The organism is Pararhodobacter sp. (assembly GCF_034676075.1).
In the GTDB taxonomy this organism is placed as follows: Bacteria; Pseudomonadota; Alphaproteobacteria; order Rhodobacterales; family Rhodobacteraceae; genus Pararhodobacter.
Map to the genome: position 1 here is coordinate 16,027 of NZ_JAUCCQ010000021.1, position 20,427 is coordinate 36,453.

A 20,427-nucleotide genomic window follows, 5' to 3' on the forward strand; every position below is an offset into this window, starting at 1 on the left:
TATTACGCGGAGATTTCCGCACAGCCCCTGTGCCGGGGCCCGCCTGGACCTCAGTTTCGGCGCGAACGGTCGAGGATTGCCGCCAGCAGAACCAGAATTTCCAACCTTCCGAGAATCATTGCAAGCGCCAAAACGACCCGCGCCGGATCCCCCAGCAGGACCCAATAGAGCGGCAGGTCGCCCGCCACCTGCACCAATTGCCCGGTATTGGTCAGGGCGCTCACCCCGAAGATCATCGCCGTTTCCAGCGTCATGCCGCTGAACAGAAGCAGCGCCACCACCGCGACCGAGGTCAGCGCGAAGACCATGGCGAACAGCCAGGCCGACCGGGCGGCGGTGGTGGCGAGGAACCGGTCATGTTCATTGCCGCCGATGACCATCGAGGGATAGATCATCCGCATCAGCTCGAACCGGCTGAGGCGCGCGAGGGAATAGAGCCGCAGCAGCTTGATGCCCCCCGCCGTGGTCGCCACCCCGCCCCCCAGCAGCGCCACCGACATCAGCACGAGGCCCGGCGGCGTCAGCCCCGACCAGGCCCGCGCCGTGATCCAGTCCTGATTGACGAAGCCGGTGGTGGTCAGGAACGACAGCGAGGTGAAGGCCGCGCCCCAGGCGGCACGGCCCATGGCGGGCAGGTTCTCGCCCTCGCGCGCCTCGAAGGCCCCCGCCCAGTGGCGGGCCACGACGAAAAGCGTCACCAGCCCGACCAGCGCCACGGCGGTCAGGATCTCGGGGTCGCGGTAAAGCGGCCGGGGGCGCGAGCCATGGCCCGGCAGGAAGCGGCGGCTGAGTGCGAGGCAGAGGAAGGCGAAGATCGCCATCTCGGCCGGGAGCCCGATGCTGCCCAGCGTCTCCCGGGCCAGCACGCCCGAGGTCGAGAGCGTGGCCATGGCCTGCATCAGCGCCTCGAACCCCGAGACGCCCACCAGCGTCAGGATCAGCCAGAGCGCCAGCGTCAGCCCGGAATAGGCCGGCAGCAGCACCAGCGTATGCGCCCTGAGCCGGATGCCGGGCCCGGTCGTCGACCCGGCACGGGGCAGCGTCGGCGGGGTGCGGCGGATCATCTCGTAGCCGCCCAGCCGCAGGGGCGCCAGCAGCGCCGTGGCCGCGGCCAGGATGAACAGCCCGCCCAGCCAGCCCGCCATGCCACGCCACAGATGCACCGCTTCGGGCACCCGGCGCGGCAGGTCGATGAGCGAGGCGCCGGTGGTGGTGAAGGCCGAGATCATCTCGAACCAGGCATCGGCGAAGCGCATCGCGGGCAGCGCCTCGGCCAGGGGCAGCGCCATGACGGCAGGCAGCAGCAGATAGATCGCGGCCAGCAGCGGAAACGGGCCCGACGGCATGCCGCGCCGGGTCTGGCCCGCCATGGCGATGGCCACGAGGCTGGCGATCAGCAGGCTGAGAACCGACCAATAGAGGAACACCCGCGCCAGCGAGGCCTGCCCATCCATCGCCGCCTTGCCCGCGGGCACCAGCATCAGCGCCCCGGCCAGCGCGATCAGCGCGACGAGGGGCGGCACCCGGGTCAGGCGCAGCGGCATCTCAGAAGTACTCCACCGCCACCTGCAACAGGCGCTCGATCACCGGCACGTCGTTTCTGAGCGCGAAGATGACCAGCAGGTCGCCCTCGGCCAGTTCGGTGGAGCCGGTCGGCTTGACGAATTCGCCCTGTTTCTTGACGGCGCCGACCAGCGCCCCCTCGGGGAAGCCGATCTGGCCGATGGTCCGCCCGGCCAGCGGCGAGGTCGACAGCACCTGCGCCTCGATCACCTCGGCCTCGCCGTCGCCGATGGTATAGATCGAGCGCACGCGCCCCAGCCGCACATGGCGCAGGATCGAGGACACGGTGGTGGCGCGCGGGTTGATATGCGCGTCGATGCCCAGATGATCCATCATCGGCACCAGCGAGGGGTCGTTGACCAGCGCGATGGTCATCTTGCAGCCCATGGCCTTGGCGCGGACGCAGGCCAGCAGGTTGGTCTTGTCGTCGTCGGTCACCGCCAGAAGCGCGTCGGCCGAATCGATGGCGGCCTCGTTCAGCAATTCGCTGTCCATGCCGTCGCCATGCAGGACGATGGTCCGCTCCAGCGCGTCGGCGGCGGTTTCCGCCCGGGTCCGGTCCCGCTCGATCACCTTGACGCGCACCCGCTCGCGCTGCGCTTCCAGCGCCCGGGCGACGCCGAGACCCACGTTGCCGGCACCGATGATGACGATCCGCTCCTGCTTGGCGAGGGGCTTGCCGAAAATCGCCAGCGTCCGCGCCAGATCCGAGCTTTCCGAGACGACATAGATCTGGTCACCCTCGAACAGCTGGTCGCCGGGCTCGGGCGCGAACAGCTTGCCGCCCCGCCGCACGCCCACGACCAGCGCCCTGAGCGAGGAGAAAAGCTCGGTCAGCTGCCGGAGCGGCGTGTTCAGGACCGGGCAATCCTCGTCCAGCGCGATGCCCGCCAGCCGGACCGAACCATCCAGGAAATCCTGCACATCGAAGGTCGAAGGGGCGGCGAAGCGGCGAAGCGCGGCGCGCGAGACCTCGCGTTCGGGGTTGATCACCACGTCGATGGGCAGGTGATCGCGGCGGAACAGGTCGGAATAGACCGGGTCCAGATAGGTCTGGGCCCTGAGACGCGCGATCTTGCGCGTCACATTGAACACGGAATGCGCCACCTGGCACGTCACCATGTTCACCTCGTCGGAATGCGTCGCGGCGATGATCATGTCGGCCTCGCGCGCGCCCGCTTGCTCCAGCACGTCGGGATGCGAGGCGAAACCCACGACGCCCTGAACCTCGAGCGTGTCGGTCGCCCGGCGCACCAGCGCCGCGTTGTTGTCGACGATCGAGACGTCGTTGGCCTCGCCCGCCAATTGCCGGGCAATCTGCCACCCGACCTGACCCGCGCCGCAGATGATGATCTTCATCGCCCGTACCCCGTGCGTCCCGGTTTAATCGTCGCGCCCGCTGCGCCCGCCGGACAGGGCGGCGGTGTTGACGCCCAGCGACTTCAGCTTGCGATGCAGCGCCGAGCGCTCCATACCGACAAACGCCGCCGTGCGCGAGATGTTACCGCCGAAGCGGTTGATCTGCGTCAGCAGGTATTCGCGTTCGAAGAGTTCCCGCGCCTCGCGCAGCGGCAGCGTGGCAAGGCCCCCGGCCAGCACCACCCTGCCCTCGTCCTCGGCCCCGGCCGATTCCGCGATCAGGTCGCGGGCCTCGATGGCGCCCTGGCTGTCGCCGAGGATCAGCGCCCGCTCGATGACATTCCTGAGTTGGCGGATGTTGCCCGGCCAATTCATGGATTGCAGCTGCGTCTCGGCCTCTTCCGACAGGTCGCGCTTCGGCAGGCCCTGGGTCTGGGCCAGCAGGTCGATGAAATGGCGGGCCAGCACCGGGATATCCTCACGCCGTTCCGACAGCGAGGGCACGGCGATGGGCACCACGTTCAGCCGGTCGTATAGCTCCTGCCGGAAGGTCCCGGCGCCGATCTCGGCCCTGAGGTCCCGGGTGGTCGAACTGATCACCCGCAGATCCACCTTCACGCGGTCGGCGCCATCGACGCGGGTGAAGGTCTGTTCGGTCAGCACGCGCAGGATCTTCGACTGGGTGCCGATGGGCATGTCCGCCACCTCGTCGAGGTAAAGGATGCCGCCATTGGCCTGCTCCAGCAGGCCCGGGATCACCCCCCGCGCGCCACTTTCCTGGCCGAAGAGGACGGCCTCCATCTTCTCGGGCTCGATGGCGGCGCAGCTGACGGTGACGAAGGGCGCCTGCGCCCGGTTCGACTGGGCATGGATGAAGCGCGCCGCAACCTCCTTGCCGCTGCCCGAGGGGCCGGTCAGCATGACCCGCCCGTTCGAGCGCGTGACCTTGCCCAGTTGCGAGCGCAGGAATTTCATCGCGGGCGACTGGCCGATCATCTCGGTCGGGCCGCTGTCGCGCTTCTTCAGCTTGGTGTTTTCCCGGCGCAGGCGCGAGGTCTCCATCGCCCGGCCGATCACCACCAGCAGCTGGTCGGTGTTGAAGGGCTTCTCGATGAAATCGTAAGCGCCCTTCTTGATCGCCTCGACGGCGATCTCGATATTGCCGTGGCCCGAGATGATCACCACCGGGATATGCGGATATTCGCGCTTCACGGACATCAGGATGCCGATGCCGTCCAGCTTCGAATCCCTGAGCCACAGGTCCAGAATCATCAGCATCGGCGGATCGGTTGCCACCGCCGACATGGCCTCGTCCGAATTCGCGGCGAGGCGGGTGGAATACCCCTCCTCGCGCAAGATCTCGGCCACCAGTTCACGGATGTCGCGTTCGTCGTCGACGATCAGGATGTCGCTCATGCCTCAACCCCTGTTTCATTGCGGCTGCCCCGCGCCGAGCGCAGGAGAGGCAACCGGATTTCCGCCATGGCCCCGCTGTGGGTGCAACCCGCCATCACCGGCGCGTCGGTCAGCGCCAGCGTGCCGCCATGTTCCTCGATAATCTTTTTCACGATCGGCAGGCCCAGGCCCGTTCCCCGCTCGCGCGTCGTCACGTAAGGCTCGAAGAGCCGCGCCCGGTCCTCGGGCAGGCCGATGCCGTTATCGGCAATGGTGATGGTGGCGCGATCCTCGGCCACGTCCATGCGCACGGCGATCCGCGGCTGGAAGCCTTGCGGCGCGCGCCCCGCCTCGACGAAGCCTTCGATGGCCTCGCCCGCGTTCTTCAGCAGGTTGGTCAGCGCCTGGCTGATCATCGTCGGATCAATCTCGATCATCAGCGGGCCTTCGGGCAGCGCCACGTCGAAGGCGACTTCCGGCTGGCCTGCCTCCTGCAAGGTGGTGGCGTCGCGCAGGACCTGCACCAGATCGGTCATCCGCCGATCGGGTTCCGGCATCCGGGCGAAGCGCGAGAATTCATCGACGATCCGGCGCAGGTCGCCGGTCTGGCGCACGATCACATCGGTGAGGTTGCCGAGGCTTTCGGCATCCTCGGCGTTCATCACCTTGGAAAACTTGCGCTTGATGCGTTCGGCCGACAGCTGGATCGGCGTCAGCGGGTTCTTGATCTCATGGGCGATGCGTCGCGCCACGTCGCCCCAGGCGGCCATCCGCTGGGCCGAGACCAGCTCGGTCACGTCGTCGAAGGCCACCACATAGCCCTCAAGCTGGCCCGCGGCGTTGCGCCGTTCGGCCAGCCGCACCAGCAGACTTTCGAGCCGCCCGTTGCGGCTGATCCGCACCTCGTCCTGCACCCGCCCGCCCACGAGCCGCCCCTCGCCGGATTGCAACCGGCTCAGCAGCGCGCCGAATTCGGGCACCACCTCGGCCAGCGAGCGATGCGCCGCCTCCTCGGCCGAGACCTTGGTCAGGGCCTCGGCCGCGCGGTTGACGAAATCGACATGCCCCTCGGCGTCGAGGCCGATGACCCCCGCCGTGACCGAGCCCAGCACCGAATCGAAAAGGCGGCGGCGTTCCTCGATCTGGCGGTTGTTGGTCAGCAGCGCCTCGCGCTGGCCCTGAAGCTGGCGGGTCATCTGGTTGAAGACCCGACCCATGGTGGCGATCTCGTCGCCGCCCTTCTCCTCGGGCACCTGCACCTCAAGATCGCCCTTGCCGACCCGTTCCGCCGCCGCCGCCAGCCGGCCGATGGGGCGCGAGAGCCCTTCGGCGAACCACATCCCCAGCCAGACCGCCGCCAGGATCAGGATCAGCGCAAAGCCGATATAGAGCAGCGCGAAGTTGAAGAGCACGGTGCCGCGCTCGGCTTCCAGCTGGTTATAAAGCGCGATGGTCTGCTGGGTGTCATCGAGCAGGCTCAGGATCTCGCCATCCACCGCCCGGGTGACATAGAGCAGCCGGTTGGGATAGCCCGGCAGCGGCACCAGCGCGCGGAACTCGCTGCTCGGCCAGTCCTTGACCAGCGCCAGCTCGCCCCCGGCCGCACGCCTGAGGTCCTCGGGCGCGGGGTTGATGAAATCGAAGAGATAGGACCGCTCGCCCCGGAGCCTGAGCGCGCCGTCGAAATCGATGATGAAGGCCACGCGCAGCCCGCGCTGGATCGCCCCCTGCGCCTGGCTGAGAAGAGAGCGCATGTCGCCCTCGCTGAGCGTCGGGCGCTGTTCGCGGGCGCTGACCAGCAGGTTCGCGACCGCCTGCGCATCCTCGATCAGGTTGCGCTCCTGCTCCTGCTGATAGGCCTCGGCCGCGGCCAGCGAATTGCCGACCACGTTGCGCACCCGTTCCGAGAACCAGCCCTCAAGCCCCAGGTTGATCGTCACCACGGCAAAGACCGCGACGGTGATCGCGGGCAAGAGCGCGCTGATGGCAAAGAGCGACGACAGCCGCAGATGCAGCTGCGACCCGGCCGAACGGGTGCGCCGCGCGGTGATCAGCCGCCCGATCCTGAGCAGCACCAGCCCCGCCACCACCAGGATATACATGAGGTCCGCCAGCAGCACGAGGCGCAGCGACGGCAGGTTCGACAGGAAGGAGAACGGCCCCAGCACCAGGATGGTCGCCACCACCAGCACCGGCGCCAGCACAACCAAAACGAAGGTCCCCAGCGCCTGCAACCGGCGCTGCATCGGCGAGCGGCGACGCAGGACGCGCGGCGGCGCGAGGTCAGATCCCTCGGAAGGGGGCGATGAGGCGGTCATGGGCGGCAATCAGGCAACACGGGCGATGACGCGGGTTGTTGGCACGAGGTGCGGCAATTGCGCCACGCCCCTGTGGCCTGACTACATCAACTTGCGGCGCCGTGTCACGCGAATATCGAGCTCGTTGGTCTTCTTGCGCAAAGTATTGCGATTGATGCCCAGAAGGTCGGCACAGCGCGCCTGGTTCCCGCCGGTGTATTCCAGCGCGATGTCGATCAACGGAGCCTCCACCTCGCGCAGGATCCGCTGATAGACGCCGGGCGGCGGCAGGTCGGCGCCATGCAACTCGAAGTAGCGCCGGACGTGGCGGGCGACCGACTCGGCCAGCGTGCCCGCTTCGGCCGCTTCCCCGGGGGGCGAGGCGGCGGGATGGGCGTTGAGCGCCGCTTCCATCTCGGCCCGGCTGATCTCGGGCTCCTGCCCGGTGATCACCAGACGGCGGATCACGTTCTCCAGCTGGCGCACGTTGCCGGGCCAGCGGTATTGCCGCACCAACTCCAGCGCCGAATTGGACAGCCGCCGCGGGTTGCCCCCCTCACGCGCCGCGCGGGCCAGGAAATGCTCGGCCAGCAGCGGAATGTCCTCGATCCGTTCGCGCAGCGGCGGCACGTGCAGGGTGACACCCGAGAGGCGGTAATAAAGGTCGTGGCGGAAGAGCCCGGCCTCCAGCGCGCCATTCAGGCTGCCGTCGGCGATGGCGATGATGCGCGGCCCGTCCGAGGGCAGCGCATCCAGCAGCCGCACCAGCCGCGCTTGCGCCGGTCCGTCCAGATCGCCCAGACCGTCCAGCACCAGCGAGCCGCCCCGCGCCCGCGCCATCAGCGCGGAGCCGCCGCTGCCCTGATCCGAGCCGAAATCCTGGGCCGAGGCCAGCACGAAGGGTTGCGCCCGGCGGTCCGAGAAATCGTGCAGCGCCCGGGCGATGAGCGATTTGCCGGTGCCGGATTCGCCGGTGATGAGGGCGGGCAGTTCCGCGTTCATCACCCGCGCCACCAGCCGGTAGAGCGCCTGCATCGAGGGGGTGCGCCCGACCAGCGGAAGGTCGGTCGCAGCCGAAGCCTCGGGCACCGGGATCGGCTGGGGCTGCGGGGCCTGCGGCACCACGCGGGCCCCGCCGCGGCGCGAACTCTCCATCGCCTTGCCCGCCCTGGACAACAGGTCCGGCAGGTCGAAGGGCTTTGGCAGGTAATCCCAGGCCTCGGCCTCGGTCGCCTGGATCGCGGTCATGATCGTGTTCTGCGCCGAGATGACGATCACTGGAAGACCGGGCCGCAAGGTCTTGATCCGGGGCAACATTTCGATGCCGTTGCCGTCGGGCATCATGACATCGGTGACCACCAGGTCGCCCTTCCCTTCCTCGACCCATCTGAGCAGCGTGGTCAGCGACGAGGTGGCATGGACCCGGCACCCGGCGCGGGTCAGCGCCTGGGTCAGCACGGTCCGGATCGTGCGGTCGTCGTCGGCGACAAGGACGGTACCATCCATCAGCGGGACTCCTTGGTTAGGGCAGGTGCGACGGGCAGCGACACCTCGAAGACAGTCTGGCCAGGCCGGGATTTCACCTCGATCCAGCCCTCATGGGCGCCGATGATCTTGGAGACCAGCGCCAGTCCCAGCCCCGTGCCGTTCTCGCGGCCCGAGACGAAGGGTTCGAAAATATTCTCGGCGATGGCGGGCGGCAGGCCCGGGCCATCGTCGATGATCTGCACATGGATCGGCAGCGCCACCCGCCGACCGTCGAGGCCCGAGACCTGCAGCCCGCGTTCGAAATAGGTGTGGATGCGGATCGTGCCGCCCTTGGGCTGCGCCTCGGAGGCGTTCTTGATCAGGTTCAGGAACACCTGCTGCAACTGGTCGGGATCGGCCCAGACCTCGGGCAGCGAGGGGTCGTAATCGTCGGTGATGCGCATATGCGCCCCGAAGCCCACCTCGGCCGACCGCCGGGCGCGTTCCAGCACGTCGTGGATGTTGACCGGCCGGCGCTCGGGCGGGCGCTGGTCGCCGAAATGCTCGACCTGATCCAGCAGCTTCACGATGCGCCGCGTCTCGGCGACGATCAGGTCGGTCAGCTCGCGGTCGGCTGCATTGAGGCCCATGGACAGCAGCTGCGCCGCCCCGGCGATCCCCGCCAGCGGGTTCTTGATCTCATGCGCCAGCATGTCGGCCATGCCGATCGCCGATTTCGCCGCCCCCTTCAGGACCGAGGTCCGCCCCAGCCGCCCGGCGATGTCGCGGGGCGTGATGAGCAAAAGCAGCGTCTCGGCCTCGTCATTCATCGGCGCGATCTGCACCGAGCAGAGGACCGGCGGCCGGTCCCCGGTGCAGACCTCGCAATCGTTGATGAAGATCGGCGCACGGTTGTTGCGGGCGCGGTCGACGGCCTCGTCCATCGGCGCGTCGATGGCCAGCCGGTCGAAGGCGGGCTCGCCCCTGAGCATCACCGCCGAGGCCGAGCAGAATTGCTCGGCGGCCGAGTTGCAATCGAGGATCCGCTCCTTGCCGCCGACCGAGCCGGTGGTAAAGGCCGGCATCGGCAGCGCCGCGAAGATGGCGCCGGGGATCGGCGGGCCGTTCATGCCGCGTCCCGCCAGGGTTCGAGCGCTTGCGGAAGCGCGGCCAGCACCGCCGCCGCATCGCTTTCGCGCATCAGCCGGGCGCGGATCGCGGGCTCGCCCCCGGCGGCGTCGATGTACCAGCCCAGATGCTTGCGGGCGATGCGGACACCCAGCTCGCGGCCATAGAAATCGAGCATCCCCTCGTAATGCCCGGCCACCAGATCGACCAGCGCGGCGCCTTCGGGCACCACGGGCGCGGGCGTGCCGTACAAAGCAGCGCTGATCTGGGCCAGCAGCCAGGGCCGCCCCTGCGCGGCCCGCCCGACCATCACCCCGGCGCCGCCCGATTGGGCCAGCGCCTGACGCGCGGCCTCGGGCCCGTCGATATCGCCATTGGTCAACACCGGCACGTTGACTGCTTCCACCACCTCGGCGATGGCGGCCCAATCGGCGCTGCCGGTATAGAATTGCGCGCGGGTTCTGCCGTGAATGGTGATCATCCGCACACCGGCGCCCTCAGCCTGCTGCGCGATCTTCGCCGCGTTCAGGCAATCGCCGTCCCAGCCCAGCCGGGTCTTCAACGTCACGGGCACGGAGACCGCGCCCACCACCGCCTCGATGAGCCTCAGGGCAAGGTCAGGCTCGCGCATCAGCGCCGAGCCCGCGGCGCCGCCCACGACCTTCTTGGCCGGACAGCCCATGTTGATGTCGATGATCGGCGCGCCCTGCCCTTCGGCGATCCGCGCCGCTTCGGCCATGGCGCCCGCCTCGCGGCCCGCCAGCTGCACCGAGGTCGGCACATCGGCATCGACCTCGGCCCGGGCGCGGCTGGCGGCGCGGCGCGAGGGGCGTGCGGTGACCATCTCGCCCGAGGCGATCATCTCGCTCACGACGAGGCCTGCACCGAACGACGCGACGACGCGGCGGAACGGCAGGTCGGTAATCCCGGACATGGGCGCCAGTACGACGGGCGATGTCAGGGGAACGGGAAAAGCGACGGCAGTCATCAGGCCCTGTCAGTCGGGGTGTGCGGTGGTGCAACGGTGCCCATCTAGCGCGCAGATCGGGCAGACGGAAAGGCAGACGGAAAAGAATCTGCCCGCGCTTTCATCAATTGCCCTTTTGATGCGCAAAACTCAACTGCTGGCGCCTCATTTTCACGCAATACCCCCTCGGAAACGGCGCAGCAGCAGGCTTGCGGGCCTTCGCGCAACGGCCTAAGTCCCGAGGATGAGCCGCAAAGACGACAGTGCCGTGATCCTTGTTGCCGCCGGGCGTGGCAGCCGCATGGGCGGCGGCCTGCCCAAGCAATGGCGCTTGCTGGCGGGGCGGCCGGTGCTGGCGCATACCGTCGCGGCCTTCCGGGCGGCGGGTCTGGAGCGGATCCTGCTGGTCATTCACCCCGAGGATCGCGCCCGCGCCGAGCCCCTGGGCCTGCCGCTGGTCGAAGGTGGCGCCAGCCGCAGCGACTCGGTCCGCGCGGCGCTTGCGGCGCTGGCTTCCGATCCCCCCGCGCAGGTCCTTATCCACGACGCCGCCCGCCCGCTGGTCGAGCCTTCGCTGATCGCGGGTGTTCTCGACGCGCTCGCCACGCATCCCGCCGCCGCCCCCGCCCTGCCGGTGGTCGATGCGCTCTGGCGGGGCGAGGCAGGCGCGGTCGCTGGCCTGCAACCCCGCGACGGGCTTTTCCGCGCCCAGACGCCGCAGGGGTTCGACTTCGCCGCCCTCAGCGCCGCCTATGCCGCCCATCCGGGCGACGCCGCCGATGATGTGGCCGTGGCGATGGCCGCGGGCCTCACGGTCGCCATCACCCCGGGCAGCGAGCGCAATCTCAAACTTACCTATCCCGAGGATTTCACCCGCGCCGAGCAGATGCTGGCGGAAAGGAGCGCCATGGACATTCGCCTGGGCAACGGTTTCGACGTCCACGCCTTTACCGAGGGCGATCACGTCTGGCTCTGCGGCGTCAAGGTGCCGCACACGAAGGCGCTGCTGGGCCATTCCGACGCCGATGTCGGCATGCACGCCCTGACCGACGCGATTTATGGCGCGCTGGCCGAGGGCGATATCGGCCGCCATTTCCCGCCCTCCGACCCGCAGTGGAAGGGGGCCGCGAGCCATATCTTCCTGCGTCACGCCGGGGAGCTTGCCCGCAGCCGGGGCTTTGCCATTTCCAATTGCGACGTCACGCTGATCTGCGAACGGCCCAAGGTGGGGCCTCATGCCGCAGCGATGCAGGCGGCTCTGGCGGATATCCTCGGCCTTGAGCCTGACCGCGTCTCGGTCAAGGCGACCACTTCCGAACGGCTGGGCTTCACCGGCCGCGAGGAAGGCATCGCCGCCATCGCCACTGCAACCCTGGTGAAAGCATGACCCTTTCGCGCCTCGTTTCCATCGGCTTCGGCCTGGGCCTGCTGCGTCCCGCGCCGGGCACCTGGGGCTCGGCCGGGGCCATCGCCGTCGGGCTGGTCATCGACCGTTACCTCGGTGCGCCGGTGCTGGTGCTGGCCGCCATCCCCGCCACTTTCGCCGGGATCTGGGCCTGCCACGCCGAGCTGCGCGACCGGCCCGGCGCCGACCCGTCCGAGATCGTTATCGACGAAGTGGCGGGGCAATGGCTGGCGCTCAGCTTCCCGGCCATGGCCTTCTGGCTCCGCGGCTGGGAAACCTGGATGCCCTATCCCGGCTGGGTCGCGGCCTTCCTGTTCTTCCGGCTCTTCGACATCTGGAAGCCCTGGCTGATCCGCAAGGCCGACGAGCGCGCCGACTGGATGGGCGTGATGCTCGATGACCTGCTGGCCGGCCTCGCCGCCGGGGTCGCGGTGATCATCGCCGCCGGAATCGCGCATGGGGTGCTGATGTGAGCGAGGCGCTGGCGACCGAAGTCCTGGCACTGGCCCGCGCCGCCGGGGTGATGGTCGCCACGGCTGAAAGCTGCACTGGCGGGCTGGTCGTGGGGGCGCTGACGGCGATTGCGGGATCCTCTGACGTGGTGGACCGGGGCTTCGTCACCTATTCCAACGCCGCCAAGCGCGAGATGCTGGGCGTCAGGGCCGAAACGCTCGCCGCCCATGGCGCGGTCAGCGAGGAGGTCGCGGCCGAGATGGTGCTGGGCGCGCTGTCGCACAGCGGCGCGGGACTGGCCGTGTCGATCACCGGGATCGCCGGGCCCGGCGGGTCCGAGTTCAAGCCCGAGGGCCGCGTCTGTTTCGGGATTGCCCGAAAGGGAGGCAACGCCCACACCGAAACCATCGAATTCGGCCCCCTCGGCCGGGCCGAGGTGCGCGCAGCCTCTGTGCAGCATGCCTTGATTCTGCTCAGGGACGCCCTGATCTGATTCACAAGACGCGCGCGAATTGGGCATGACGCCCAATTCTTCGCCCTCAGCGCCTCCAGTTTCGCAACTGGGCGGCGACTGACCCGCCCTTGGCGCCATTGCCTCTTTTCTGGCCATCCCGGAAACGCGCAGAGGATGCGTCACGGCCAAGGAGGGGACGATGAACGCAGCCGATACCGCATTCCTGATTACCGCAACGGCACTCGTGCTGTTCATGACCCTGCCAGCGCTGGCGCTGTTCTACGGCGGCCTCGTGCGCGCCCGCAACGTGCTGAGCGTCTTCATGCATGTCTTCTCGATCGCCTGCCTGATGTCGATCCTGTGGCTGGCGCTGGGCTATACCATCGCCTTCGGCGAACCGGGCGGGTTCTGGGGCGGGTTGTCGCGCGCCTTCCTGATCGGCGTGACGCCGGACAGCCTGACCGGCACCGTGCCGGAAGTGCTGTTCTTCGCCTTCCAGATGACCTTTGCCATCATCACCCCGGCGCTGATCGTCGGCGCCTATGTCGAGCGGGTGGGCTTCGGCTTCGTGCTGACCTTCTCGGCGCTCTGGATGCTGCTGGTCTATGCGCCGGTCGTGCACTGGATCTGGGGCGGCGGCTTCATGGCCGATGGCGGGATCTGGGGCGAGACCGGCACCCGCGACTTCGCGGGCGGCATCGTCGTGCATGAAACGGCGGGGCTGGCGGCGCTGGTCATCGCCTGGTTCCTGGGCCCGCGCAAGAACCGCACCACCCCGCCCCACCAGCCCGGTCTGGTGATGATCGGCGCGGCGATGCTCTGGGTCGGCTGGTTCGGCTTCAACGGCGGCTCGGCGCTGGCGGCGAACGGTCAGGCGGCAATGGCGATCACCGTGACGCATCTGTCGGCGGCCGCCGCCTCGCTCAGCTGGGTCCTGTGGGAACGCATCAAGTTCGGCCGCGCCTCGATGGTGGGTCTGGTCACCGGCACCATCGCCGGGCTGGCCTCGATCACCCCGGCCGCGGGCTTTGTTGGCCCCATCGCCGCGCTGGTCATCGGCGGCGTGGCCGGGATCCTCTGCCAGGAGGCGGTCAATCTGGTGCGCAACCGGCTGAAGATCGACGACACGCTCGATGTCTTCGCCGTGCACGGCGTGGGCGGCATCTTCGGCACGATCATGGTGGCGGCGCTGGGTCACGGCGCCTGGATCGCCCAGCTTGGCGCACTGGCGCTGGTCGGCGTCTATACCGTCGCGGCCTCGATCGTGCTGCTGAAACTGGTGGCGATGGTCACGCGGCTGCGCGTCGACGCCGAGACCGAGACCAATGGCCTGGACCTGTCGGTCCATGGCGAACGGGCCTACGAGCTCAATTCCTGAGCGCGCCTTCGCCCGCGTCCCTCGGGGCGCGGGCCATCAGGCTGTCGAGGATCAGCGCCAGCAGGTCAGGCCGACCGGTGGTCCCCGATTTGCGATAGATGGCGTTGAGATGCGATTTCACCGTCGCCTCGGTCGAGCCGCGCATCGTGGCAATCTCGGCAATCGACAGCCCCTTGACCATGAACAGGGCGACATCGGCCTCGGCCCCGGTCAGGCCCCACTGCGCGAAATGCTCGGCCACCACCGACTCGACCGCCGATCCGGCGAGACGGAGGTCGCGCTCCATCCCCGCCTGACGGCGCAGAAGCCAGACCACCAGCCGCACCTCCAGCACGATGGCCACCAGCATCGCCAGGGCCGAGGCCGTCTCGATCCCCTGAAGCAGGGTGAGCGCCTGCAGGGGCGAGGGCCGCTCGGTCCAGATGTCGTCGATCACGTCGACAACGAAGAAACCCGCGCAGAACGCCTGCAGGGAGACCAGCAGCACCACGCCGCCGATCAGGCGCCGCGGGCCGGGAAGGGAAGAGGCAAAGGGGCGCATCGGCAGGCCTGTCGTTCGGGTCCCGGTGTCGGGGATCACCAGTCAAGCACGGCCCGGGCGCCGACCGCAACCGGCGCTCAGCCGTAGAGCTTGCGCGCCCGCGTCTCGAAGGCGCCGACCACCCGGCGCATCGCCTCGTCGAAGACCAGACCGATGACCTTCTGCAGGATGGCGTTGCGGAACTCGAAATCGACCTCGAAGCGGACGCGGCACCCCTCGCCCTCGGGCTCCACCTCCCAGAACGAGTGCAGGTACTTGAAGGGTCCGTCCAGATAATCGGTCTCGATCCGCCGTTCGCCCGGGATCAGCACCACGCGCGAGCCGAACTTTTCGCGGAAGACCTTGAAGCTGATGACCAGATCCGCCTCCATCACCTCGGCCCCCGCGCCACGCTCGGGCGCGGGCTTGCGCGAACGGATGCGGGCGGCGGCGGTCCAGGGCAGGAACTCGGGGTAGCGCGCCACATCCGCCACCAGGTCGTAGATCTGTTCGGGCGTGTAGGGCAGCAGGCGGTTTTCGCTGTGATGGGGCATCCCGACCTCTGGCATGTGCGGGCGTCTTTTCCTAGAGTGGGCCCCGGTTTTCAACCCCTGATGCAAGGCCAGCGACGCCATGACCCAGCCGCCCTATGTGATCGACCAGATGATCTCGGCCAAGCGGATCGCCGCCCGGGTCGAGGCCTTGGCCGACGAAATCACCACGGCCTTCAAGGATACCGACAAGCTGGTGGTGGTGGGGCTCTTGCGCGGCTCCTTCGTTTTCATCGCCGATCTGGTGCGCGAGATCGACCTGCCGGTCGAGGTCGATTTTCTGGAAGCCAGCTCCTATGGCGACTCGATGCAATCGAGCCGCGAGGTGCGGATCCTCAAGGACCTGCGGGGCGAGATCGCCGGGCGTGACGTGCTGGTGGTCGAGGATATCGTCGACACCGGCTTCACGCTGCACCACGTCAAGCACCTGCTGATGGCGCGCGAGCCCCGGCGGCTGGAGATCTGCGCGTTGCTCGACAAGCCCTCGCGCCGCGAGGTGGATATCAAGGCCACCTGGACCGGGTTCGAGATCCCCGATGAATTCGTGGTGGGCTACGGCATCGACTACGCGCAGCGCAACCGCAACCTGCCCTATATCGGCAAGGTGCGCTTCACCTGATCCGCCAGGCGGGCGCCACGGCCGGACGCGCCGGGTCGCCCGCCTGCCCGCCTTTCCCAACACCGCCGCATCCTCGGCCGATTCGGCGGCGCAGCGATACACCCAAACCGGTTAAGCCTCAGCCCTTGCGGTGCAGATAGACCATCTCGGTATCACGCAGCGCGACCGGCGCCTCGGCCACCGCCCAGTCCGAGGCCCCTGCCCCCGCCACGACCGCCTGCCGATAGGGCGCCGGATCGCCCCAGGTGGCGTAAAGCTTGAAGTCGGTATTGGCGAAGGGCTTCAGCCCTGTGGTCAGCACCGCCTCCCAGACCGCGGCCATGCAGCCGGGATTGCCGGTCTTGCGGTAATCGCTGAGGGCGACGATCCCCCCCTCGCGCAGCATCTCGCGGGCCGAGGCGATATCCTGCCGCACCCGGTCATAGCTCTTGTCCGCATCGACATGCACGAAGCGGGCGCTGCCCGGGGCGACATGGCGGGTGATGGTCGAGGTGGCCCCCCGGACGACGCGCGGCAGCTCCTTGTGAAAGGTGAGGTAGATCCGCTCGAAGGCGGCAAGGGTCAGTTCCTTGTCGCGAAAGAAGCGCCGCTCGTCCGGGTCGGCCTCGTCCGAGGTGGCGATATCCTGGAAGAGGTCGCAGGCGGTGAAGACTTCCTCGGGGCGCAGATGGTTGCCGATCAGCACCGCGCTCTTGCCCATGAACACGCCCAGCTCGACCACGCCGCCCGGTGGCTGGGTGGCGGATTGATGCGCGAGCAGCCAGGCAAAGGCCGCCTGGTCGATCGGCATGAACCAGCCGGGAATGTCCTTGTAGTGCATGCGAGGGTCCTGACACTGAAAACGCTGCCGCGCAGGCTAGGCAAGGGCCGCGCCCCCCGCAAGCGGCCTTGGACCGGGCGCGTCGTCGCCGGGACGGCAACAATCGGCTCGGTGCGTTTCCGCCTTGGCGCCGAATTCCACAGGATCGCCACAGCTTGCCCGGTTTTCGGCCATGCCTCTGTGGTGTAAAAAAGGTTAACGTTTGCGCCCCGCCCCCGGGGCGATTGTCGATTGCCGAGGGACCCATGACCGACGATTCCATCGAGATGTTCGATGCCGGCGAGGCGCAGTCGGATGCCGATTGGCTGGTCATCATGGATGAGATCGGCGAGGAAGCGGGCTATTTCGAACCCCTGGGCGGCGCGCATTCGGCCTTCTTCTCGGATCAGGGGCCGGTCCTGCTGGTCAGCTTCGAGACGCGGGCGGGCGTGCGCGGGGCCGGTGGCGGCCAGATGCCCCTTGGTTACCAGATCGCCGCGCCGCGCGGCTGGTCCTCACTGACGATCATCGCGCATGAGGACAGCTGGTTCCGCGACCCTGCGGTCTATGGCTATTTCGACCGGCTGATCGACGATGCCTTCTTCGAGGATTTCGACCGCGTGGTCTTTTATGGCGCGGGCATGGGCGGCTATGCCGCCGCCGCCTTTGCCGTCGCCGCCCCCGGCGCCACGGTGCTGGCGCTGGCGCCGCAGGCCACGCTCGACACCGAGCTGGCCGAATGGGACCGCCGCTTCCTGCGCGCCCGCAAGCTCGATTTCACCAGCCGCTTCGGCTTTGCCCCCGACATGTGCGAGGGCGCGGACAGCGTCTATATCCTCTATGATCCGATCCAGCAGGTCGATGCGGTGCATGCGGCGATGTTCCGCGGGCCGCATATCCACCGGCTGCGCGCCCGCCATATCGGCCGCGATCCGCAGGCCGAACTGGCCCGCGTCAACGTGCTGCGCCCGCTGATCGATGCGGCCTGCGCGGGCACCCTGACCCCGCAGCGCTTCTTCCACCTGTGGCGGGCGCGGCGGCAGAACCCGCATTACCTCGGACGGCTGATCGGCCGGTTGCAAAGCCAGGACCGCCCGGCGCTGGTCCTGCGGGCGCTTCGCGCCGCCAACGAACTGGTGGATCACCCGCAACTGCGTCAGGCGCTGCAGCGGGCCGAAACCGGCGCGTCGCCCGCGCGCTGAGGCTTCACAGCCGCCCGAGCGCGCGGTATGGGGACGCCATGACCCGCCTCACCCTCACCCGCCCCGACGATTTCCACCTCCACCTGCGCGACGGCGCCATGCTCACCGGCATCGCGCCCGAATCGGCGCGCGATTTCGCCCGGGCGATCATCATGCCCAACCTGGTGCCGCCGGTCGTCACCGGGGCCGAGGCCGCGGCCTATCGCGAGCGGATCGCCGCGGCGCTGCCGGGGGCGGATTTCACGCCGCTGATGACGCTCTACCTGACCGAACAGACCGATCCCGCCGATCTGGTCGCCGCCCATCGGGCGGGCATCGTTACCGCGGTCAAGCTCTATCCGGCCGGGGCGACCACCAACTCGGCCTCGGGCGTCACGGATTTCACCAAGGTCGCCAAGGTGTTCGAGGCGATGGCCGAAGCAGGCGTGCCGCTCTGCGTCCATGGCGAGGTGACGGCGGCCGAGATCGACATCTTCGACCGCGAGGCGGTGTTCATCGAGACGGTGCTGGACCCGATCCGCCGGACCCATCCGGGCCTCAAGGTGATCATGGAGCATGTGACGACCAAGGATGCGGTCGATTACGTGCGGGCCAATCCGCAGGGTCTGGGCGCCACGATCACCACCCATCACCTGATCCTCAATCGCAACTCGCTGCTGGTCGGCGGCATGCGGCCGCATTACTTCTGCCTGCCCGTCGCCAAGCGCGAACTGCACCGGCAGGCGCTGGTCGAGGCCGCGCTCTCGGGCGATCCGCGCTTCTTCCTCGGCACCGATTCCGCGCCGCACAGCGACGACCGCAAGGAATGCGCCTGCTGCGCCGCCGGGTGTTTCACCGCGACCAACACCATGCCGATCCTCGCCCAGATCTTCGACCGCGAAGGCAGGCTCGACAGGCTGGAGGGCTTTACCTCGCATTTCGGCGCGGATTTTTATGGGCTGACGCGGAACGCGGGCACCATCACGCTTGAGAAGACCACCGACCCCGTGCGCTTCCCGGCCAAGATCGAGACCGGCGCCGGTCCCGTGACCGTTTTCGAGCCGGGTTTCGACCTCTACTGGCGTGTGGCGGGCTGAGGGTTATTCCGAAAAGCCCAGTTCCGGCATCTGCGTGACCTGAACTGCGCCCAGATTGCGTTGCATCTGGGCGCCGACATCCGTCGTCCCGCTGCCCAGCGTCGCCAGCACCATGAAGCCGAAGCCGACCGCGATGCCGGTCAGCACGACCCAGTCCACGGTTATCGCGCCCAACTCGTCGGCGAGGAACTTGTGAAACTGACCGGGCATGACAACCTCCGACGACACAACGCCTTTGGTTTGCGGCCCAATTCTGACCGAATTATGGTGCCCTGCCCGGCCGATGCGGAAAAAATGCCTCTGGTTAAGCGGTTAAGGGCGGGCGCCGCCGGGCAAAGGGCGTCGCCTGATGCCAGGCCTCGGCCAGTTGCAGCAGGCCCAGATCGTCACCATGCCGCCCGATCAGCTGCATCCCCATCGGCAGCCCCCCCGGCCCGAAGCCTGCCGGGACCGAGACCGCCGGAAGCCCGAGGATCGAGACCGGCAGCACCACCTCCATCCAGCGGTGATAGGTGTCCATGGCCCGCCCGGCGATCTCGACCGGGTATTCCTGCGCCACGGGGAAGGGCCAGACCTGGGCGCTGGGCAGGATGAGGGCGTCATAGCTCTCGAAAAGCGCCGCCGCCTTCGCCCACCATTGCGACCGGGCAAGGCTTGCCGCCTGCACCGCCTCCAGCGTCAGCGCCCGGCCGGTCTCGATCTCCCAGATGGCGGTGGCCTTCAGCTGGCGGCGCCAGTCCGGGTTGCCATAGAGCGGCGCCAGCCGGTTGGCATTGGCGAAGGCCCGCAGGTCGAGCCATGCCTGCCAGAGGCGCCCGGCGTCGAAGGGGGCGTCCAGCGCCTCGACCGTGACGCCCAGCGTGTCGAACTGGGCAAGCGCCGCCTCGCAGGTGGCCAGCACGCCGTCTTCCATGGCATAGGCCCCGCCCCAATCGCCCAGCCAGGCCACGCGGCGGCCTTTGACCGGCGCCTCGATCCGGGACAGGTAATCCTCGGCCGGTAGCGTGAAGGGCCGCGCCGGGTTCGGACCCGCTTGCACCTCCAGCAGCGCGGCCAGATCGCGGGGGTTGCGCGCCATCGGCCCGTTGGTGGCAAGGGGATGCAGAAAGGTTTCGCCCTCGGCCGCGTCCGGGACCCGGCCCCAGCTGGGCCGCATGCCATAGACGTTGTTCCAGCCCGCCGGGTTCCTCAGGCTGCCCATCATGTCGGAGCCGTCCGCCACCGCCAGCATTCGGCAGGCCAAAGCCACTGCCGCCCCGCCCGAGGATCCCCCGGCGCTGAGCCCCGGGTTCCAGGCATTCCCGGTCGCGCCATGCACCGGGTTGAACGTGTGGCTGCCCAGCCCGAACTCGGGCGTGTTGGTCTTGCCGATGAAGAGCGCGCCCGCCGCCCGCATCCGGCCGACCATCAGGTCGTCCTTGCGCGCCATCTGCCCGGCCATGATCGGCGAACCCATCGAGGTCGGCAGTCCCGCCACATTCGAAAGATCCTTCACCGCCATCGGGATCCCGTGCAGCCAGCCCTTGCGCGGGGTCTGATCGGCGGCGCGGGCCTCGGCCAGCAGGGACTCCGCGTCCCGCAGGCTGACGATGGCGTTGACCGCCGGGTTCCGCGCGGCGATTCGCGTCAGTGTGGCGCGCATCAGCTCCTCGGCCGAGACCTGCCGCGCCTCCAGCGCCGAGGCCTGCTCCAGCGCGCCCAGATCCAGAAGATCGTCCATCCTAACCCCCTCGCTTTGCGCCACTTTCCGGCGAGTAGCGGCACTTGGCAAGGGCGCCGCATCGGCCCATGTCG

Annotated in this window: 19 protein-coding genes; 7 read left to right on the top strand and 12 right to left on the bottom strand. The window is 68.6% G+C overall.

Annotated elements, in window-relative coordinates; all coding sequences use genetic code 11:
* Positions 1 to 50: 50 nt before the first annotated feature.
* The 7 genes from VDQ18_RS08940 to dusB form a co-directional block, all read right to left on the bottom strand.
* Entirely contained in the window at positions 51 to 1,544 is a 1,494-nt protein-coding gene (locus VDQ18_RS08940; protein ID WP_323020600.1) for a potassium transporter TrkG, read from the bottom strand.
* A 1-nt stretch (position 1,545) separates the two neighbouring features.
* Positions 1,546 to 2,922 (bottom strand): Trk system potassium transporter TrkA, encoded by a 1,377-nt coding sequence (gene trkA, locus VDQ18_RS08945; protein WP_323020601.1) that lies wholly within the window; start codon positions 2,920 to 2,922, stop codon positions 1,546 to 1,548.
* 24 nt (positions 2,923 to 2,946) lie between these two features.
* Positions 2,947 to 4,338, bottom strand: coding sequence for a sigma-54 dependent transcriptional regulator (locus VDQ18_RS08950; RefSeq protein ID WP_323020602.1), 1,392 nt, complete (start codon positions 4,336 to 4,338; stop codon positions 2,947 to 2,949).
* Positions 4,335 to 6,563, bottom strand: coding sequence for a PAS domain-containing sensor histidine kinase (locus tag VDQ18_RS08955; protein ID WP_323020623.1), 2,229 nt, complete (start codon positions 6,561 to 6,563; stop codon positions 4,335 to 4,337). The genes VDQ18_RS08950 and VDQ18_RS08955 overlap by 4 nt, the downstream gene beginning before the upstream one ends.
* A 153-nt stretch (positions 6,564 to 6,716) precedes the next feature.
* A complete protein-coding gene (locus VDQ18_RS08960; protein ID WP_107750356.1) occupies positions 6,717 to 8,120 on the bottom strand; it encodes a response regulator in 1,404 nt (467 codons plus the stop codon).
* On the bottom strand, positions 8,120 to 9,211 hold the full coding sequence (locus VDQ18_RS08965; RefSeq protein WP_323020603.1) for a two-component system sensor histidine kinase NtrB: 1,092 nt from the start codon (positions 9,209 to 9,211) through the stop codon (positions 8,120 to 8,122). The genes VDQ18_RS08960 and VDQ18_RS08965 overlap by 1 nt, the downstream gene beginning before the upstream one ends.
* A complete protein-coding gene (gene dusB / locus VDQ18_RS08970; RefSeq protein ID WP_323020604.1) occupies positions 9,208 to 10,197 on the bottom strand; it encodes a tRNA dihydrouridine synthase DusB in 990 nt (329 codons plus the stop codon). Before dusB ends, VDQ18_RS08965 begins: the two co-directional genes overlap by 4 nt.
* A gap of 223 nt (positions 10,198 to 10,420) precedes the next feature.
* Here dusB and VDQ18_RS08975 point away from each other — a divergent pair, with 223 nt between their 5' ends.
* The 4 genes from VDQ18_RS08975 to VDQ18_RS08990 all read left to right on the top strand — a co-directional run bounded on the left by VDQ18_RS08975 (position 10,421) and on the right by VDQ18_RS08990 (position 13,866).
* A complete protein-coding gene (locus VDQ18_RS08975; protein WP_323020605.1) occupies positions 10,421 to 11,563 on the top strand; it encodes a bifunctional 2-C-methyl-D-erythritol 4-phosphate cytidylyltransferase/2-C-methyl-D-erythritol 2,4-cyclodiphosphate synthase in 1,143 nt (380 codons plus the stop codon).
* Entirely contained in the window at positions 11,560 to 12,054 is a 495-nt protein-coding gene (locus VDQ18_RS08980) for a phosphatidylglycerophosphatase A (RefSeq protein ID WP_323020606.1), read from the top strand. Before VDQ18_RS08975 ends, VDQ18_RS08980 begins: the two co-directional genes overlap by 4 nt.
* Entirely contained in the window at positions 12,051 to 12,527 is a 477-nt protein-coding gene (locus tag VDQ18_RS08985; RefSeq protein ID WP_323020607.1) for a CinA family protein, read from the top strand. The genes VDQ18_RS08980 and VDQ18_RS08985 overlap by 4 nt, the downstream gene beginning before the upstream one ends.
* A 160-nt stretch (positions 12,528 to 12,687) precedes the next feature.
* The gene (locus tag VDQ18_RS08990) at positions 12,688 to 13,866 is read left to right on the top strand and encodes an ammonium transporter (RefSeq protein WP_323020608.1); all 1,179 of its coding nucleotides are present in this window, start codon (positions 12,688 to 12,690) and stop codon (positions 13,864 to 13,866) included.
* Here the strand turns inward: VDQ18_RS08990 and VDQ18_RS08995 are convergent.
* Both VDQ18_RS08995 and VDQ18_RS09000 read right to left on the bottom strand, forming a co-directional pair.
* Positions 13,856 to 14,407: a helix-turn-helix transcriptional regulator gene (locus VDQ18_RS08995; RefSeq protein WP_323020609.1), complete on the bottom strand. Its 552-nt coding sequence runs from the start codon at positions 14,405 to 14,407 to the stop codon at positions 13,856 to 13,858. The genes VDQ18_RS08990 and VDQ18_RS08995 overlap by 11 nt on opposite strands.
* A 77-nt stretch (positions 14,408 to 14,484) precedes the next feature.
* Positions 14,485 to 14,940, bottom strand: coding sequence for a type II toxin-antitoxin system RatA family toxin (locus VDQ18_RS09000; protein WP_323020610.1), 456 nt, complete (start codon positions 14,938 to 14,940; stop codon positions 14,485 to 14,487).
* Between the two features lie 79 nt (positions 14,941 to 15,019).
* On the opposite strand from VDQ18_RS09000, the gene hpt reads away from it, so the two are divergent.
* Complete coding sequence (gene hpt, locus VDQ18_RS09005) at positions 15,020 to 15,556, top strand: hypoxanthine phosphoribosyltransferase (protein WP_323020611.1); 537 nt, start codon at positions 15,020 to 15,022, stop codon at positions 15,554 to 15,556.
* A 118-nt stretch (positions 15,557 to 15,674) separates the two neighbouring features.
* On the opposite strand, the gene VDQ18_RS09010 is transcribed toward hpt, so the two are convergent.
* Entirely contained in the window at positions 15,675 to 16,376 is a 702-nt protein-coding gene (locus tag VDQ18_RS09010; RefSeq protein ID WP_323020612.1) for a class I SAM-dependent methyltransferase, read from the bottom strand.
* Positions 16,377 to 16,621: 245 nt separating this feature from the next.
* On the opposite strand from VDQ18_RS09010, the gene VDQ18_RS09015 reads away from it, so the two are divergent.
* Both VDQ18_RS09015 and pyrC read left to right on the top strand, forming a co-directional pair.
* Complete coding sequence (locus VDQ18_RS09015; RefSeq protein WP_323020613.1) at positions 16,622 to 17,557, top strand: phosphoadenosine phosphosulfate reductase; 936 nt, start codon at positions 16,622 to 16,624, stop codon at positions 17,555 to 17,557.
* A 38-nt stretch (positions 17,558 to 17,595) separates the two neighbouring features.
* Complete coding sequence (pyrC, locus tag VDQ18_RS09020; RefSeq protein ID WP_323020614.1) at positions 17,596 to 18,633, top strand: dihydroorotase; 1,038 nt, start codon at positions 17,596 to 17,598, stop codon at positions 18,631 to 18,633.
* A gap of 3 nt (positions 18,634 to 18,636) precedes the next feature.
* Here pyrC and VDQ18_RS09025 read toward each other — a convergent pair whose 3' ends face one another.
* The gene (locus tag VDQ18_RS09025) at positions 18,637 to 18,843 is read right to left on the bottom strand and encodes a hypothetical protein (protein ID WP_323020615.1); all 207 of its coding nucleotides are present in this window, start codon (positions 18,841 to 18,843) and stop codon (positions 18,637 to 18,639) included.
* A gap of 94 nt (positions 18,844 to 18,937) precedes the next feature.
* The gene (locus VDQ18_RS09030; protein ID WP_323020616.1) at positions 18,938 to 20,353 is read right to left on the bottom strand and encodes an amidase; all 1,416 of its coding nucleotides are present in this window, start codon (positions 20,351 to 20,353) and stop codon (positions 18,938 to 18,940) included.
* Between the last annotated feature and the right edge of the window lie 74 nt (positions 20,354 to 20,427).

Excerpts from the sequence above, each read along its gene's own strand:
- VDQ18_RS08940 (WP_323020600.1), bottom strand. The coding sequence starts at position 1,544 with ATGCCGCTGCGCCTGACCCGGGTGCCGCCCCTCGTCGCGCTGATCGCG.
- trkA (WP_323020601.1), bottom strand. The coding sequence starts at position 2,922 with ATGAAGATCATCATCTGCGGCGCGGGTCAGGTCGGGTGGCAGATTGCC.
- VDQ18_RS08950 (WP_323020602.1), bottom strand. The coding sequence starts at position 4,338 with ATGAGCGACATCCTGATCGTCGACGACGAACGCGACATCCGTGAACTG.
- VDQ18_RS08955 (WP_323020623.1), bottom strand. The coding sequence starts at position 6,563 with ATGCAGCGCCGGTTGCAGGCGCTGGGGACCTTCGTTTTGGTTGTGCTG.
- VDQ18_RS08960 (WP_107750356.1), bottom strand. The coding sequence starts at position 8,120 with ATGGATGGTACCGTCCTTGTCGCCGACGACGACCGCACGATCCGGACC.
- VDQ18_RS08965 (WP_323020603.1), bottom strand. The coding sequence starts at position 9,211 with ATGAACGGCCCGCCGATCCCCGGCGCCATCTTCGCGGCGCTGCCGATG.
- dusB (WP_323020604.1), bottom strand. The coding sequence starts at position 10,197 with ATGACTGCCGTCGCTTTTCCCGTTCCCCTGACATCGCCCGTCGTACTG.
- VDQ18_RS08975 (WP_323020605.1), top strand. The coding sequence starts at position 10,421 with ATGAGCCGCAAAGACGACAGTGCCGTGATCCTTGTTGCCGCCGGGCGT.
- VDQ18_RS08980 (WP_323020606.1), top strand. The coding sequence starts at position 11,560 with ATGACCCTTTCGCGCCTCGTTTCCATCGGCTTCGGCCTGGGCCTGCTG.
- VDQ18_RS08990 (WP_323020608.1), top strand. The coding sequence starts at position 12,688 with ATGAACGCAGCCGATACCGCATTCCTGATTACCGCAACGGCACTCGTG.
- VDQ18_RS08995 (WP_323020609.1), bottom strand. The coding sequence starts at position 14,407 with ATGCGCCCCTTTGCCTCTTCCCTTCCCGGCCCGCGGCGCCTGATCGGC.
- VDQ18_RS09000 (WP_323020610.1), bottom strand. The coding sequence starts at position 14,940 with ATGCCCCATCACAGCGAAAACCGCCTGCTGCCCTACACGCCCGAACAG.
- hpt (WP_323020611.1), top strand. The coding sequence starts at position 15,020 with ATGACCCAGCCGCCCTATGTGATCGACCAGATGATCTCGGCCAAGCGG.
- VDQ18_RS09010 (WP_323020612.1), bottom strand. The coding sequence starts at position 16,376 with ATGCACTACAAGGACATTCCCGGCTGGTTCATGCCGATCGACCAGGCG.
- VDQ18_RS09015 (WP_323020613.1), top strand. The coding sequence starts at position 16,622 with ATGACCGACGATTCCATCGAGATGTTCGATGCCGGCGAGGCGCAGTCG.
- pyrC (WP_323020614.1), top strand. The coding sequence starts at position 17,596 with ATGACCCGCCTCACCCTCACCCGCCCCGACGATTTCCACCTCCACCTG.
- VDQ18_RS09025 (WP_323020615.1), bottom strand. The coding sequence starts at position 18,843 with ATGCCCGGTCAGTTTCACAAGTTCCTCGCCGACGAGTTGGGCGCGATA.
- VDQ18_RS09030 (WP_323020616.1), bottom strand. The coding sequence starts at position 20,353 with ATGGACGATCTTCTGGATCTGGGCGCGCTGGAGCAGGCCTCGGCGCTG.